The 15,752-nt window shown below is 69.2% G+C and carries 13 protein-coding genes; 5 read left to right on the forward strand and 8 right to left on the reverse strand.

What is annotated here, in order from left to right:
* Nucleotides 1-99: 99 nt before the first annotated feature.
* A complete protein-coding gene (locus BN976_RS21015) occupies nt 100-1,221 on the forward strand; it encodes a PQQ-dependent sugar dehydrogenase (protein WP_049778071.1) in 1,122 nt (373 codons plus the stop codon).
* A gap of 55 nt (nt 1,222-1,276) precedes the next feature.
* Here the strand turns inward: BN976_RS21015 and BN976_RS21020 are convergent, their stop codons facing one another.
* The 5 genes from BN976_RS21020 to gatC form a co-directional block, all read right to left on the reverse strand.
* Nucleotides 1,277-2,641: a sensor histidine kinase gene (locus BN976_RS21020; protein ID WP_011779347.1), complete on the reverse strand. Its 1,365-nt coding sequence runs from the start codon at nt 2,639-2,641 to the stop codon at nt 1,277-1,279.
* Entirely contained in the window at nt 2,642-4,153 is a 1,512-nt protein-coding gene (gene gatB, locus BN976_RS21025) for an Asp-tRNA(Asn)/Glu-tRNA(Gln) amidotransferase subunit GatB (protein WP_011779346.1), read from the reverse strand.
* A 100-nt stretch (nt 4,154-4,253) separates the two neighbouring features.
* Nucleotides 4,254-5,285 carry an ATP-dependent 6-phosphofructokinase gene (locus BN976_RS21030; protein WP_011779345.1) on the reverse strand — a complete coding sequence of 344 codons (1,032 nt, stop codon included), beginning with the start codon at nt 5,283-5,285 and terminating at the stop codon, nt 4,254-4,256.
* Nucleotides 5,286-5,302: 17 nt separating this feature from the next.
* On the reverse strand, nt 5,303-6,799 hold the full coding sequence (gene gatA, locus BN976_RS21035) for an Asp-tRNA(Asn)/Glu-tRNA(Gln) amidotransferase subunit GatA (protein WP_036373587.1): 1,497 nt from the start codon (nt 6,797-6,799) through the stop codon (nt 5,303-5,305).
* Nucleotides 6,796-7,095: an Asp-tRNA(Asn)/Glu-tRNA(Gln) amidotransferase subunit GatC gene (gene gatC, locus BN976_RS21040; RefSeq protein WP_011779343.1), complete on the reverse strand. Its 300-nt coding sequence runs from the start codon at nt 7,093-7,095 to the stop codon at nt 6,796-6,798. The genes gatA and gatC overlap by 4 nt, the downstream gene beginning before the upstream one ends.
* Before the next feature lie 97 nt (nt 7,096-7,192).
* Here gatC and BN976_RS21045 point away from each other — a divergent pair, with 97 nt between their 5' ends.
* The gene (locus tag BN976_RS21045) at nt 7,193-7,861 is read left to right on the forward strand and encodes an ACT domain-containing protein (RefSeq protein ID WP_011779342.1); all 669 of its coding nucleotides are present in this window, start codon (nt 7,193-7,195) and stop codon (nt 7,859-7,861) included.
* Nucleotides 7,862-7,908: 47 nt separating this feature from the next.
* Here BN976_RS21045 and ligA read toward each other — a convergent pair whose 3' ends face one another.
* The gene (gene ligA / locus BN976_RS21050; RefSeq protein ID WP_011779341.1) at nt 7,909-10,032 is read right to left on the reverse strand and encodes an NAD-dependent DNA ligase LigA; all 2,124 of its coding nucleotides are present in this window, start codon (nt 10,030-10,032) and stop codon (nt 7,909-7,911) included.
* 71 nt (nt 10,033-10,103) lie between these two features.
* On the opposite strand from ligA, the gene BN976_RS21055 reads away from it, so the two are divergent.
* Together BN976_RS21055 and BN976_RS21060 are read left to right on the forward strand one after the other, a co-directional pair.
* A complete protein-coding gene (locus BN976_RS21055) occupies nt 10,104-10,511 on the forward strand; it encodes an MmcQ/YjbR family DNA-binding protein (protein WP_011779340.1) in 408 nt (135 codons plus the stop codon).
* A 31-nt stretch (nt 10,512-10,542) separates the two neighbouring features.
* Nucleotides 10,543-12,192, forward strand: coding sequence for a 4-coumarate--CoA ligase family protein (locus BN976_RS21060; protein ID WP_036373591.1), 1,650 nt, complete (start codon nt 10,543-10,545; stop codon nt 12,190-12,192).
* Between the two features lie 6 nt (nt 12,193-12,198).
* Here the strand turns inward: BN976_RS21060 and BN976_RS21065 are convergent, their stop codons facing one another.
* The gene (locus tag BN976_RS21065; RefSeq protein ID WP_011779338.1) at nt 12,199-13,998 is read right to left on the reverse strand and encodes a sensor domain-containing diguanylate cyclase; all 1,800 of its coding nucleotides are present in this window, start codon (nt 13,996-13,998) and stop codon (nt 12,199-12,201) included.
* A gap of 67 nt (nt 13,999-14,065) precedes the next feature.
* Nucleotides 14,066-15,076: a uroporphyrinogen decarboxylase/cobalamine-independent methonine synthase family protein gene (locus BN976_RS21070; protein ID WP_011779337.1), complete on the reverse strand. Its 1,011-nt coding sequence runs from the start codon at nt 15,074-15,076 to the stop codon at nt 14,066-14,068.
* Between the two features lie 35 nt (nt 15,077-15,111).
* Between BN976_RS21070 and BN976_RS21075 the strand changes: the two genes are divergently transcribed.
* A complete protein-coding gene (locus tag BN976_RS21075) occupies nt 15,112-15,750 on the forward strand; it encodes a sensor domain-containing protein (RefSeq protein WP_036373593.1) in 639 nt (212 codons plus the stop codon).
* The last annotated feature ends 2 nt before the right edge of the window (nt 15,751-15,752 follow it).

Below are 15,752 nucleotides of genomic sequence, written 5' to 3' on the forward strand. Positions count from 1 at the left end.
ATTGGCGCGGCGCGTTGAGCACCTGTTTCCGCTCCCCGGCCCAGGTCGCGGTGGGGAGCGCGTGGCGGACACTCGACGACGATCCGTAACCTGGCGTGCATGAGCGAGCGTCGGTCGTGGGGACCTTTCGTCGTGCTGCTGAGCGCGGCGCTGCTTGCCGGGGCGGGCTGCGCTCGGTTCGACTCCGCGCAGTCCCAGCCATTCACCACCGAACCGCAACTGGCGCCCGGGCCGACGTCGACGCCGCCGCCACCTCCCCCGCTGCCGGCCAAGCCGTTTCCCAAGGACTGTCCGGCCCCCGGGGTGATGCAGGGCTGCCTGGAGAGCACCAGCGGTCTGATCATGCTGCCCGACAGCAAGTCGGCGCTGGTCGCCGAGCGCACCACCGGCGCGGTCAAGGAAGTGTCGGTGCGCGCCGAACCCGTCACCAAGATGGTGATCCCCGTCGACGGCAGCGGTGACGGCGGCCTGATGGACATCGTCATGTCCCCCACCTTCACCCAGGACCGGCTGATGTACGCGTACGTCAGCACCCCGACCGACAACCGGGTGGTCCGAATCGTCGAGGGGGATCCGCCCAAGCCGATCCTGACCGGCATCCCCAAAGGGGTCACCGGCAACACCGGGTCGTTGATCTTCACCAGCCCGACCACCCTGGTGGTGCAGACGGGCGATGCGGGCAACCCCGCGCTGGCGGCCGATCCCGGCTCCCTGGCGGGCAAGCTTCTGCGCATCGAGCAGCCCACCACCGTCAATCAGGCGCCGACGACGACGGCGTTGTCCGGCCTTGGCCCCGGCGGGGGGTTGTGCATCGATCCCGCCGACGAGTCGCTCTACGTCACCGACCGGACACCGACGGCCGACCGGTTGCAGCGCATCACGAAGGACTCCCGGGTGTCGACGGTGTGGACCTGGCCGGATCGCCCCGGCGTGGCGGGCTGTGCGGCGCTCGACGGCACCGTGTTGGTCAACCTCGTCAACACCAAACAGACCGTGGCGGTGCGGATGGCACCGGAAACCGGTGCGGTGACCGGGGATCCGGAGGTGGTCCGTCAGGACCAGCACGGGCATGCCTGGGCGCTGCAGGTGTCGCCGGACGGCAACGTGTGGGGAGCCACGGTCAACAAGACGTCCGGCGACGCGATGAGGCTCGACGACGTGGTGTTCCCGCTGTTCCCGCAGGGTGGCGGATTCCCCCGCACCAACGCCGACAACACCTAGTTCGCCGAACCCGCCCCTCGGGGGCGGTGCGGGACGGGCAGGGTCGGGGGCTCCGCTACTCCGGCCCGTGCCCCGGCAAACGGAGCATCAGACGCGTCCCGCCCTGCGGGCTGACCTCCAATGATGCTGTGCCGCCGTGGATCTCGGCCTGCTGAGCCACCAGCGCCAACCCGAGCCCCGAGCCCGACCGTGACGCGGTGGTGCCCCGGTGGAAGCGTTCGAAGACCGCGGCACGTTCCTCTTCGGGGACACCTGAGCCGTTGTCGTCGACGGCGATCTCCACACCCGACTGCGAACTGACCACGCTGAGCCGGATCTGGGTCGCCCCACCGTGTTTGACCGCGTTGGCGATGGCGTTGTCGATGACCAGCCGAAGTCCCGCAGGCATTCCCAGCATCAGCACTGTGGTCGAGGACGCCAACGACACGTCGACGCCGGGGTAATTGCGCATCGCGTCGTGGGCGGCGCGGTCGAGCAGTTCGGCGATGTCCACCGGAACGAAGTCCTCGACTGTCGTCAGTTGGCCCTGGGCCAACCGCTCCAGGGCGGTCAGGGTCGCCTCGATCCGCGACTGCGTGCGGATCACGTCACCGATGACTTCCTGGCGCTGCTCGGGCGCGAGGTCCAGCGTCGAGAGGACCTCCAGGTTCGTCCGCATCGCCGTCAACGGGGTGCGCAGTTCGTGCGATGCCACGGAGGCGAAATCACGGGCGGTCTCCAGCGCGGCCCGGGTGCGCTGCTGTTCGTCACCGATCCGGGCGAGCATGCCCTCGACGGCCTCGGAGATCTCGACCGCCTCCCACACGCCGCGCACCTGCACCTCGTCGGGATTGGACTGCGCGTTGATCGCGCGGGCCTGCCGGGCGAGCAGCCGGAACGGGTTGACCATGATCAGGCCGATGACCCAGCCGATGAGCAGTGTGCTCAGGATCACGCCGGCGCAGATCCAGAACACCCGCCAGTGCAGGCCGTCGATGCGCGCCTGGGTATCGGCGAGCGGGGCGCCGAGTGCGATCGACGCGGTTCCGGTGGTGATGGTGCGAACCCGGTACTCGACCCCTTCGATCGTGGCGTCGGCGTACCCGTTCGGCAGCTCGGGCAGCACGACCTCGGCCGGCGTGGACACCGTGATGCCGCCGATGCGGGCGGTGCGCACCAGGCCGCCCTCGGTGGGTTCCGGGCCGACGCCGTCCTGTGCGCTGCGGAGCAGCGTGTTGACGTCGCCGAGGCTCGACAGCGAATCGAGCCGCCGGTCGAGCTGGTCGTACTGGTCGTTGGTGACACCGACCCACACCCACACGCCCAGCGTGAGCACCAGGATGATGACGCCCAACTGGGAGAGGATGACGATCGACCGCAGCGAGAGCATCCGGAGCGGATGCTGCAGAACGCGGAAGACCAGATCCTGTATGCGCGTCATCTAGCTGCAGGCGGCCATGACAAGTTCGCGCACCCGCGCCGCATCGGCCTGCCCCTTCGTCGCCTTCATCACCGCGCCGACGATCGCGCCCGCCGCCTGCACCTTGCCGCCGCGAATCTTCTCGACCACGTCCGGGTTGGCCGCCAGCGCCTCGTCGACCGCGGCCTGGATCAGCGAGTCGTCACGCACCACAGCCAGCCCGCGGTCGGCCATCACCTGCTCGGGGTCGCCCTCGCCGGCCAGCACACCCTCGACAACCTGGCGCGCCAGCTTGTTGGACAGCTTGCCGTCCTCGACGAGCTTGACGACGGCGGCGACCTGCGCCGGCGTGATCGGAAGCGCCTCGAGTTCGACCCCTGATTCGTTGGCTTTCTGCACCAGGAAGTTGCCCCACCAGGCGCGAGCCTGATCACTGGACGCGCCGTGCTCGACGGTGGCCGCGATCAGGTCGAGCGCGCCGATGTTGACCAGGTCGCGCATCACCTCGTCGGATATCCCCCAGTCTTGCTGGATTCGCTTGCGCGCCAACCACGGAAGCTCGGGGATCGTGGTGCGCAACTGTTCGACGAGTTCGGCACTGGGAGCCACCGGCTCAAGGTCGGGCTCGGGGAAGTAGCGGTAGTCCTGCGCCGTCTCCTTGCTACGCCCCGGCGAGGTGTGACCGTCCTCGTGGAAGTGGCGGGTCTCCTGGTGCACGGTGGCGCCGGACTCCAGAATCGCTGCCTGCCTGCGCATCTCGTACCGAACCGCCACCTCGACGCTCTTGAGGGAGTTGACGTTCTTGGTCTCGGTGCGGGTGCCGAACTCGGCCTGCCCGATCGGCTTGAGGGAGACGTTGGAGTCGCAGCGCATCGAGCCCTGATCCATCCGCACATCGGAAACATCCAAGGCGCGCAACAGGTCTCGCAACGCGGTGACATAGGCCCTGGCGATTTCCGGGGCGCGCTCGCCGGTGCCCTCGATCGGTTTGGTGACGATCTCGATCAGCGGAACGCCGGAGCGGTTGTAGTCGGCGAGCGAGGTGGTCGCCCCCGCGATACGCCCGGTGTCGCTGCCCAGGTGGGTCAGCTTGCCGGTGTCCTCCTCCATGTGGGCGCGCTCGATGTCCACCCGCCAGGTGGTGCCGTCGTCGAGGGGCACGTCGAGGTGACCGTTGATCGCGATCGGTTCGTCGTACTGCGAGATCTGGTAATTCTTCGGCTGGTCGGGATAGAAGTAGTTCTTCCGGGCGAACCGGCCCCAGGGCGCGATGTCGCAGTTGAGCGCCAGGCCGATGCGGATCGCGGCCTCCACGGCGGACTGGTTGAGCACGGGAAGCGAGCCGGGCAGTCCCAGGCACACCGGGCACACCTGGGTGTTGGGCTCGGCGCCGAACCTGTTCGCACAACCGCAGAACATCTTCGTCGCGGTCGACAGCTCAACGTGCACCTCAAGGCCGAGCACGGGTTCGTACTTGGCGATGACCTCGTCGTAATCGAGCAGCGGTGCGGTGTCCGAGGTCACGGAAGTCATGCCCCGATCCTAGTGGGTCGCGTTTTCACCGCGAACAGACACAAACTCGCCCCGCACAGGTGGGATTTGTGCGAGTTCGCGTCTTCTCGCCGGGGAAACCTCAGCCGAAGAACTCGGCGGCGTCGTCGTAACGGCTCTGCGGGACCAGCTTGAGCTGGCGCACTGCATCGGCCAGCGGCACCCGCCCGATCTCCTGACCGCGCAGCGACACCATCATCCCGTACTCGCCGGCGTGAGCGGCATCAGCGGCGTTGACGCCGAACCGGGTGGCCAGCACGCGGTCGTACGCCGTGGGCGTGCCGCCGCGCTGCACGTGCCCGAGCACCGTCACCCGGACCTCCTTGTTGATCCGCTTCTCCACCTCGATCGCCAGTTGCTGCGCGACGCCGGTGAACTTCTCGTGTCCGAACTCGTCGATCCCGCCCTGACGCAGCTGCATCGACCCCTCGGCCGGCTTCGCACCCTCGGCGACCACACAGATGAAATGCGAATCACCGCGCACGAAGCGCTGTTTGACCAACCGGCACACCTCTTCGACGTCGAACGGCTGCTCGGGGATCAGCGTCATGTGCGCACCCGAGGCCAGCCCGGCGTTCAGCGCGATCCAGCCGGCGTGGCGCCCCATCACCTCGACCAGCATCACGCGTTGATGGGATTCCGCGGTGCTGTGCAACCGGTCGATGGCCTCGGTGGCGACGGTCAACGCGGTGTCATGGCCGAACGTCACGTCGGTGCAGTCGATGTCGTTGTCGATCGTCTTGGGCACACCGACGACGGGGACGTTCTCCTCGGACAGCCAGTGCGCGGCGGTCAGCGTGCCCTCACCCCCGATCGGGATGAGCACGTCGATGCCGTTGTCCTCCAGCGTCTGCTTGATCTGGTCGAGGCCGGCGCGCAGCTTGTCGGGGTTCACCCGCGCGGTACCGAGCATGGTGCCGCCCTTGGCCAGCAGCCGGTCGTTGCGGTCGTCGTTGCTCAACTGGATACGGCGATCCTCCAGCAGGCCCCGCCAACCGTCCTGGAAGCCGACCACCGACGAGCCGTACCGCACATACGAGGTCCGCACCACCGCCCTGATCACAGCGTTCAGGCCAGGACAGTCGCCGCCGCCGGTCAGCACTCCGATACGCATGACCCCATCTAACCCGCTTACAGCGCAGTCGGCAGCGGTCCTCGCGCGGCTTCATAGGCCGCGCCCACCCGGTAGAGCCGGTCGTCGGCCAGTGCCGGCGCCATGATCTGCAGGCCGACGGGCAGGTTGTCGTCGGCCGACAACCCCGACGGCACCGACATCCCGCAGTGCCCGGCCAGGTTCAGCGGCAGCGTGCACAGGTCGAACAGGTACATCGCCAGCGGGTCGTCGACCTTCTCCCCGAGGCGGAACGCGGTGGAGGGAGTCGCGGGCGACACCAGCACGTCGACGCTGCGATAGGCCTCGTCCAGATCGCGCGCGATCAGCGTGCGCACCTTCTGCGCCTGGTTGTAGTAGGCGTCGTAGTAGCCCGCTGAGAGCGCGTACGTCCCGATCATGATGCGGCGTTTGACCTCGGCCCCGAAACCCGCCGCCCGGGTCATCGCCATGACTTCCTCGGCGCTGGTGGTGCCGTCGTCGCCGACGCGCAGGCCGTACCGCATGCCGTCGAACTTCGCCAGGTTCGACGACACCTCCGACGGCAGGATCAGGTAGTAGGCCGCCAGCGAGTGGTCGAAGTGCGGACAGTCCACCTCGCTGACCTCGGCGCCGAGTGCGGTCAGCTGTTCGACGGCCGCGGTGAACGACGCGAGCACACCCGGCTGGTAGCCCTCACCGCTGCGCAGCTGCTTCACCACGCCGATGCGTACGCCCTTGAGGTCGCCCCGGGCGCCGGCCCGGGCGGCGCCGACGACGTCGGGCACGGCGGCGTTCACCGACGTCGAGTCCCGCGGGTCGTGGCCCGCGATGACCTGGTGCAGCAGCGCGGTGTCGAGCACGGTGCGCGCGCAGGGCCCGCCCTGGTCCAGCGACGAGGCGCAGGCGATCAGGCCGTACCGCGACACCGTGCCGTAGGTGGGTTTGACGCCGACGGTCGCGGTGAGCGCCGCGGGCTGGCGGATCGATCCCCCGGTGTCCGAACCGATGGCCAGCGGTGCCTGGAATGCCGCCAGCGCCGCGGCGCTGCCGCCGCCGGAGCCGCCGGGCACGCAGTCGACGTTCCACGGGTTGCGGGTGGGCCCGTACGCGGAGTTCTCCGTCGACGACCCCATCGCGAACTCGTCCATGTTGGTCTTGCCGAGGATCGGGATACCCGCGGCGCGCAGCTTGGCGGTGACCGTCGCGTCGTACGGGGAGGTCCACCCTTCGAGGATCTTCGAGCCACAGGTGGTGGGCATGTCGGTGGTGGTGAAGACGTCCTTGAGCGCCAGCGGGACACCGGCAAGCGGCGACGGGAGTCGTTCGCCTGCGGCTGTGGCCTCGTGGATGGCCTTGTCGACGGTGGCGGCCGCGGCCAGCGCCTGGTCGCCCGCGACGTGCAGGAAGGCGTGGTACTCGGCGTCGGTGGCGGCGATCTGGTCCAGGCAGGCCTGGGTGACCTCGGTGGCGGACACCTCTTTGGCGGCGATCTTGGCCGCGAGGGTGGCGGCGTCCAGCTTGATCAGATCGGTCATTCCGCTTCTCCCAGAATCCGGGGCACCGCGAAGCGGCCCTCGTCGGTGTTCGGTGCGGCGGCCAGGGCCTGCTCCTGGGTCAGGCTGGGCGCTTCGACGTCGGGCCGGAACACGTTGACGTCCTTCAGCGGGTTGCCGGTGGCCTCGACCCCGGTGACGTCGACGGTCTGGATCTGGCCGACGTGGCCGAGGATGGCGTCCAACTGCCCGGCGAAGCTGTCCAGCTCACTGTCGGTCAGGGCGAGTCGGGCGAGGCGCGCGAGGTGCGCAACCTCGTCTCGGGAGATCTGGGACACGACCACGAAGCCTAGTTGAACGGCACGCCGGCGAGCCGCCCCGGTGACCCGGGGGCCCCGCCGCCCGAGTCGCCCGCCGGTGCCGGTCCGTGACACAGTGTTGGCCGTGCCTTCGTATCTGCTGCGGGTCCAGCTAGAGGACAGGCCGGGCAGCCTCGGTTCATTGGCCGTCGCCCTCGGCTCGGTGGGCGCCGACATCCTGTCCCTCGACGTGGTGGAACGCGTCGCGGGCTATGCGATCGACGATCTGGTGGTCGAGCTGCCGCCGGGCGCCATGCCCGACATGCTCATCACCGCCGCCGAGAATCTCAACGGCGTCTATGTGGACAGCATCCGTCCACACACCGGTCTGCTCGAAGCACACCGGGAGCTGGAGCTCATCGATCATGTGGCCGCGGCCGACGGACGACTCAAGAGGCTGCAGGTGCTGGTCGACGAGGCGCCGCGGGTGCTGCGGGTCGGCTGGTGCACCGTGGTGGAGCTGACCACGACGGGCCCTGAGCGCGTGGTGGGCAGCTCGGGTGCGCCCGAGACGCAGGCCGCCGAGACCCCGTGGTTGCCGCTGGAGCGGGCCGAGGCGCTGGACGCCACCGCCGACTGGGTGCCGCAGGTGTGGCGCGACATGGACACCACGCTGGCTGCCGCCCCGCTGGGCCACCCGGGGACCGCGATCGTGCTCGGCCGCCCCGGCGGCCCCGCGTTCCGGCCCAGCGAGGTCGCCCGGCTCGGCTACCTGGCCGGGATCGTCACGACGATCATCGGCTGACCGCCGGGATCATCGGCCGACCGCCGGGATCATCGGCCGAACGCCGCCTAGGAGTCCGGTGTGTCGGGCCCGTTTTCGAGCAGCCGGCGGAACCCGTCCTCGTCCAACACCGGCACCCCCAGCTCGATGGCCTTGTCGTACTTGGACCCGGGCGAGTCGCCGGCCACCACATAGGCGGTCTTCTTCGACACCGAACCGGCCGCCTTGCCGCCGCGAGCGATGATGGCCTCCTTCGCCTCGTCGCGGCTGTAGCCGGTCAGCGATCCGGTGACGACGATCGACAGCCCGTCCAGAGTGCGTTCGATGCTGGCGTCGCGCTCGTCGGCCATCCGCACCCCGGCAGCGCGCCACTTGTCGACGATCGTGCGGTGCCAGTCGACGGTGAACCAGTCGGTGACCGCAGCCGCGATCGTGGGGCCGACGCCCTCGACGGCGGCCAGTTCCTCCTCCGAGGCCGCGACGATCGCGTCGAGGCTGCCGAACTCGGTGGCCAGCGCACGCGCCGCCGTCGGTCCGACGTGCCGGATCGACAGCGCCACCAGCACCCGCCACAACGGTTGGGCCTTGGCCTTGCCCAGGTTGGTGAGCAGCCGCTTGCCGTTGGCGGACAGCTCGCCGGCCTTGGTGGTGAACAGGTCGGTGCGCAGCAGGTCGTCTGCGGTCAGTGTGAACAGGTCGCCTTCGTCGGTGATGACGCGGGCCTGCAGTAGCGCGATCGCGGCTTCGTAGCCCAGGCCCTCGATGTCGAAGGCGCCCCGGCCCGCGACGTGAAAGACCCGCTCCCGCAACTGCGCCGGGCAGGTGCGGGAGTTGGGGCAGCGGATGTCGGCGTCGCCCTCCTTGGCGGGGGCCAGTTCGGTGCCGCACTCCGGGCAGTGCGTCGGCATCACGAATTCGCGCTCGCTGCCGTCGCGCAGATCGACGACCGGTCCGAGCACCTCGGGAATCACGTCGCCGGCCTTGCGGATCACCACGGTGTCGCCGATCAGCACGCCCTTGCGTTTGACCTCGGAGCCGTTGTGCAGCGTGGCCAGCCCGACCGTGGAGCCCGCGATCTTGACCGGCTCCATGTAGGCGAACGGGGTCACCCGGCCGGTGCGTCCGACATTGACCCGGATGTCGAGCAGCTTGGTCTGAGCCTCCTCGGGCGGATACTTGTAGGCGACCGCCCAGCGCGGGGCGCGCGACGTGGCCCCGAGGCGCCGTTGCAGCGCCACCTCGTCCACTTTGACCACCACGCCGTCGATCTCGTGCTCGACGTCGTGCCGGTGCTCGCCCCAGTAGGCGATGCGTTCGGTGACCGCGTCCAGGCCGGTGACCTGGGCGGTGTGTGGTGAGACCGGCAACCCCCAGGCCTGCAGCGCGCGGTACGCGTCGTGCAACGTCCTGAAGGGGAAGCCCGCAGCGTCTTCGATGTGGCCGAGGCCGTGGCAGATCATCCGCAGCCTGCGCCTGGCGGTGACGGCCGGGTTCTTCTGGCGCAGCGAGCCGGCCGCGCTGTTACGGGGGTTGGCGAACGGCGGTTTGCCCTCGGCGACCAGCCCGGCGTTGAGGTCCTCGAAGTCGGCGATCCGGAAGAACACCTCACCGCGCACCTCGAGAACGCTGGGAAGCGGGAATTCCTCAGTGCCGGTGAGCTTTTCGGGAACGTCCTCGATGGTGCGGGCATTGAGTGTGACGTCCTCACCGGTGCGGCCGTCACCGCGGGTGGCCCCACGCTCCAGCCGGCCGTCGCGGTAGACCAGCGACAGCGCCACCCCGTCGATCTTCAGCTCGCACAGGTATTGGGCGTCCGCACCGATCTCGGTGCGGATCCGGGCGGCCCAGGCGGCGAGCTCGTCGGGGGTGAACACGTTGTCCAGGCTGAGCATCCGCTCGAGGTGCTCGGCGGCGGTGAAATCGGTGGCGAACCCGGCCCCACCCACCAGCTGGGTCGGTGAATCCGGGGTGCGCAGCTCGGGGTGGGCCTCCTCGAGGGCCTCCAACCTGCGCAGCATCGCGTCGAACTCGGCGTCGGTGATGATCGGCGCGTCACGCACGTAGTAGCGGAACTGGTGGTCGCGCACCTCGTCGGCGAGCTCCTGCCATTGCCGGCGCAGGCCGGCTTCAGTGGCGTCGTCGGACTGCTCGGCCAGCACCGCCTCGGGATCCTGGGTCGCCTTGGAACTCACTCTGGCAGGCTATCGAAGGGACCCGACACGGATCCGGCGACCGACCCCGATTCGCTGCGTAGGCTGCTGCCATGCCGCACCCGATCATGTTTCGTGACCACGACACGGGATTGGCCGAGGTTCGCCGGATCGCGCTCGGATTCCCGGAGGCTTTCGAGAAGGTGTCCTGGGGCAGGCCGGTGTTCTGCGCGCCGAAGATGTTCGCGATGTACGGGGGCAGCGTGAAGGGCGCGACCAAGGGTGACTACACGCAGTACCCGCATTCGGTGCTGGTGAAGGTCGACGACAGCGACCGCAGGGCCCTCGAGCAGGATCGCCGGTTCTTCTTTCCCGCCTACATGGGACCGTTCGGCTGGCTCGGGCTGGATCTCGCCGCCGCGAAGGTGGACTGGGCCGAGGTCACCGAGTTGGTCGACGCGTCCTTCCGGCTGGTGGCATCGAAGAAACTGGTCGCGCGGCTCGACCACCCTGCGCAGTAGGTATCCACCTCATGATTCGATCGGACACACCATGACCTTCTTGAGCCCCTTCCCCGAAGTCGACATCCCCACCGCCAGCGTCTACGACTACCTGTTCTCCGGGTTGGCGGGCCCCGAGGACAGCGTCCTGGACCGCGTCGCGTTGATCGACGCGAAATCCGGCAGGCAGACCACCTACCGCGAGATGGTGGCCAGGATCGATTCGTTCGCCGGCGCACTGGCCGCCCGCGGGATCGGCGTCGGCGACGTCGTCGCCCTGCTGGCCCCGAACAGCTCGGTGTTCGCCGTCGCGTTCCACGGCATCCTGCGGGCCGGTGCGACGGCGACGACGGTCAACGCGCTTTTCACCGCCAAGGACATCGCCAAGCAGCTGACCGACTCGAAGGCCACGATGCTCGTCACCGTCGCGGCGCTGCTCCCCCAGGCCAAGGCGGGTGCGGCGGCGGCCGGCCTCTCGGACGAGGACGTGGTGGTGCTCGACGGCGCAGGCCGCGACGGCTCCGGCGAGGGTGCCGGCCATCCCAACGCAGCGGATCTGCTGGCCGCGGGAACCCCTGCGCCGCAAGTCGATTTCGCGCCGTCGTCACATCTGGCGGTGCTGCCGTACAGCTCGGGGACCACCGGGAATCCCAAGGGCGTCATGCTCACACACCGCAATCTGGTCGCCAACGTCGCCCAGATCCGCCCGCTGCACGGCATGGTCGCCGACGACGTGGTGCTGGCCGTGCTGCCGTTCTTCCACATCTACGGGATGACGGTGCTGCTCAACGCCGCCCTGCACGCGCGGGCCCGGCTGGTCATCATGCCGAGCTTCGACCTGGGCGAGTTCCTCGGCAACATCGCCGAGCACCGGTGCACCATCGCATTCATCGCACCCCCGGTGGCGGTGGCGCTGGCGAAGCACCCGCTCGTCGACGAGCACGATCTGTCGTCGCTCAACGTCGTCATGTCGGGGGCCGCACCCCTGGACGCCGACCTCGGCCACGCCGTCGCGAAACGCCTGGGCTGCAAGGTCGTTCAGGGTTACGGCATGAGTGAGCTCAGCCCCGTCAGCCACATCACCCCGTTCGACGGCGGCCTTGTCGACATGCACGAGGACGCGCCGCTGAGCTCGGTCGGGTGGACGGTCTCCAACGCCGCGTCCAAACTCGTCGATCCCGAGACCGGTGACGAGATCCCCATCCCCGAAGAGGGTTTGAGTAAAACCGGCGAACTGTGGTTCAAGGGGCCCAACGTGATGGCCGGATACCTCAACAACGACGAGGCCACCAGGTCCACCATCGACGAGGACGGCTGGCTGCACACCGGCGATCTCGCCCAGGTCGACGCCAGAGGCCTGGTGTACATCGTCGACCGGCTCAAGGAGCTGATCAAGTACAAGGGCTACCAGGTGCCGCCTGCCGAGTTGGAGGCCCTGCTGCTGTCGCATCCCGGGATCGCCGACGCGGCAGTGGTCGGCGTGCACGACGAGGAAGGCGAAGAGGTGCCGAAAGCGTTCGTGGTGCGGCAGGCCTCGACGGACGCCGACGGCGGCGCCGCGCTGACCGAGGCCGACGTCATCGAGTTCGTCGCGGGCCAGGTCGCCCCGTACAAGAAGGTCCGTCAGGTCGAGTTCATCGACGCGATCCCGAAATCGGCGTCGGGCAAGATCCTTCGCAAGGACCTACGCAGCGGCGGCTAGGCGCGGCTACAGCAGCCGGAGCTGATTCCTGCCCCGGCTCTTGGCCTCGTAGAGCGCCTTGTCGGCGCGGGCCACGGTGTCGGTCAACGTATCGGCGGGCGTGTGGGCGGTGTACCCGATCGAGCAGGTCTGCCCGTAGGGCACGCAGTTGCGGAGCCGGTTCAGGATCCTCTCGGCCTGATCGGGCGTCGTGTCGGGCAGGGCGACGATGAATTCCTCGCCACCCCAGCGCGCGAACACGTCACCGTCCCGGATCGAGGCCCCCGCGGCCGCCGCGAAGTTCTGCAGCAGCGCGTCTCCCGCGGTGTGGCCGTGCGCGTCGTTGTACGACTTGAAGTTGTCCAGGTCGAGGACCGCGACCGTCATGGCGGCGCCGTCGGCGAGCAGGGCCGCCACCCGGGCATCCCAGCCGCGTCGGTTGAGGGCACCCGTCAGCGGATCGGTCGAGGCGGACAGTTTCAGGGCGGCATGGGCGGCCGCGTCGGCGGACACGTCGCGAACTTCGAGTTGCACGCTGCGTTCGTCGGAATGGTCGACGACGGTGCCGTTGAACTCCACCGCGATCACAGTGCCGTCCACCCGGCGCAGCAACCCGCGCTGGGAACGCGCCGGGGTTCCTCCGGACAGCGCCACCTCGAGCAGCGTCTGCGCGGCGGCGCGCAGGTGTGCGGGCACAAAGTCCAGCCCGGGCTGCGCGGTGATCTGCTCGGCCGTCTCCCCGCCGAGCAGCGTGACGGCTTCCGGGTTGACGTAGGAGAGTCCGCCGTCCCTGTCGATGACGATCACCGCGGCGGGCGACTGCTCGACCAGGGCCCGCCACCGCTGTTCGGCGGCCGCGTGTGCTGCCCGCGCCGCCACCAGCTCGGTGACGTCCGTCGACACTCCCCCGGTACCGATCACTTCCCCGCCGTCGTCGAACAGCGGGAACTTGGTCGACCGGTAGGTGTGCACGGATCCGTCCGGGTGGACGACCTCCTCGCTGAAGACCTGCCATTCTCTGCCGGCCATGATGCGCCGGTCGTTGCGGCGGTAGTCGTCGGCGATCTCGGCGTCGAAGAAGTCGTGGTCGGTGAACCCGATCAGAGTGCTCTCGGCCCGCGTGACGTGCTCCAGCGCGCGATTGGCCATCACGAATCGGCCGTCGACGTCCTTGGCGAAGATGAGGACGTCGGTGTGCTCCAGCACGGCCTCGAGCATGCGCTGCTGCTGGCGCAGCGCCGCATCGGCAGCCAGCCTGCGATCGATCTCGGAGGCGGTCTGGCGGGTCCGGCTGCGCAGCTGCAGCAGGGTGAGCACCTGATCGGCCAGCGTCTGCAGGTGGACGCGCTGAGGATCGGACAGGGTGCGGGGCTCGCGGTCCATGACGCAGAGGGCGCCCAGCGCATGGCCGTCGCCGGTGACGATCGGCACGCCGGCGTAGAAGCGCACGTGCGGATCGCCGGTCACCATCGGGTGGGGGGCGAACCGCGGATCCAGGTGGGTGTCGGGGATCTCCAGAAGGGACGCGGCCGCGAGGGTGCGGGCACAGAACGACACCTCGCGATCGATCTCGGCGACGTCGACGCCGTGCCGTGACTTGATCCACTGACGCGTGGCATCCACGAAGCTGAGCAGCGCCATCGGAGCGCCGCACACATAGGCGGCCAACGCCGTCAGGCCGTCGAACGGCGTCTCCGGCACAGTGTCGAGGATCTCGAACGATTCCAGCGCCAGCAGGCGTGCGCTCTCGCCGTCCGGACGGCAGTCGGCGCCGCGGCTCGAAAGCTTCCCCGCCAACAGCATCAACCCCGTGAATCCAGCGCTCACACCCCCTGGCTGCCCCCAGCCAGCGCCAATCCGAGACTAGACCAGGATGGGTCCCGGATCGAGCGTTTCAGACCGCATCGGGGTCATCGGCCAGCCCGTCGGCCGCCCGCTGCGCCAACTCGACTGCGGCGCGGGCCCACGCCTGCGTCGCGGCGGCGAGGCCACAGGCCGGCGTGACCCCCACCCGGTCACGCAACACCGAGCGGGGGAAACCCAGCCGATCGGTCACGTCCGCCACCGCGGCGGCGATCTGCTCCGCCGACGGGCGCGTGCCCGGGTCCGCGGTAGGCACCGCACCGAGAAGAACGGTCCGGTTCGAGTCGACGAATTCGCCGATGCCGTCCAGATCCGCCGGGGTGAGCGTGTGCATGTCCACCGAAACCGCACTGATAGCGCTGCGCTGCAACAGTTTCCACGGAATATCGGCGGCGCAGCTGTGCAGCGCGACCTCGCCGCCCACCGCCTCGACACATTCGTCGAGCAGCGCGGGGACCACCGACTCGTCGACGGGGTGCACCGGGCTCACGCCGGTCACCCCCGTGAGCCGGCCTGCCAGCGCGGCGGGCAGCGACGGTTCGTCGAACTGAACCACCACCGGACTTTCCAGCCTGCGGAGCAGCTGCGCGCGGTGCATCGCCACCCCTTCGGCCAGTGACGTCGTCAGATCGCGGACCGCACCCTGGTCGGTGATGGCCCGGTGCCCGCCGGGCAGTTCCAGTTGCGCGGCCAGTGTCACCGGGCCCGGCGCCTGCACCTTCACGGCGCGCTCGCCGCCGCGCAGGCCGGCCTTCTCCCACGCCTCCTCCAGCGCGTCGAGGTCCTCCTCGAGCAGGCTGACCGCACGCCGCATCGCACCGCTACGGCCACGCGCGATGCGGTATCCGCGGGGCACGGTGTCGATCGAGATGTCGACCAGCAGGGCGCCTGCGCGACCGATCATGTCGGCGCCCACACCACGGGCGGGCAACTCGACCAGATGCGGCAGACGGTGCAGTTCACCGATGACCACCTCGGCGGCTTCCCTTGCGGACGTACCCGGCCAGGATCCGATACCGGTGGCGGCGGCGAAAACACTCACTCGCCCGACGATATTCGACGGATTAGGGTCGGGGTATGACGGGCCGCGCATCCGCGTCGCTGTTGTGCGCGGTGGCGATCCTGGCCACCGGGTGCACCCAGCAGGTCGGCGGGACGGCGGTGCGGTCCGCACCCGCCGCCGACGAGGGCTCGTTGTCACCGATCGACGTCGACACCGTGCTGCTGGACCGCGCCCGGATGCAGGCGGTCACCGGCGCCGGAGAACACCTGACGATGATCCCGGGCACCGAGAGCAAAGTCCCGGTCGACCTCGATCTCATGCTGAAAACCGTTCCGCCGCAATGTGAGTGGGTCTACGCCGAGACACAGGTGTTCGGGTCCGACGTCGAGGAGTTCCGCAAGTCGACGTACCAGAACCCGCCCGGCGGTGGGCTGATCTCACAGGCGGCCGCCGGGTATCCGGACGCCGCGACGGCCAGGCGCGCGTTCGACACGGTGGCCGAGCGGATCGAAGCATGCGGGGCGACGGACTCGGGCCGGGCGATGGTCGGTGACGTGACGAGGACCACGGATTCGGTGCACACCAGGCCTGGTGACTGCGGCCGCGACTACCGGGTGAAATCCGTGCTGCTCGTCGAGATCACCTTCTGCGCGTTCCCGGCGTCGGTGCCCGACATCGTGATGACCAACATCCTGTCCAACGTGCCGGGCTGAGC

Source organism: Mycolicibacterium austroafricanum, assembly GCF_000612725.1.
Classification (GTDB): Bacteria; Actinomycetota; Actinomycetes; order Mycobacteriales; family Mycobacteriaceae; genus Mycobacterium; species Mycobacterium austroafricanum.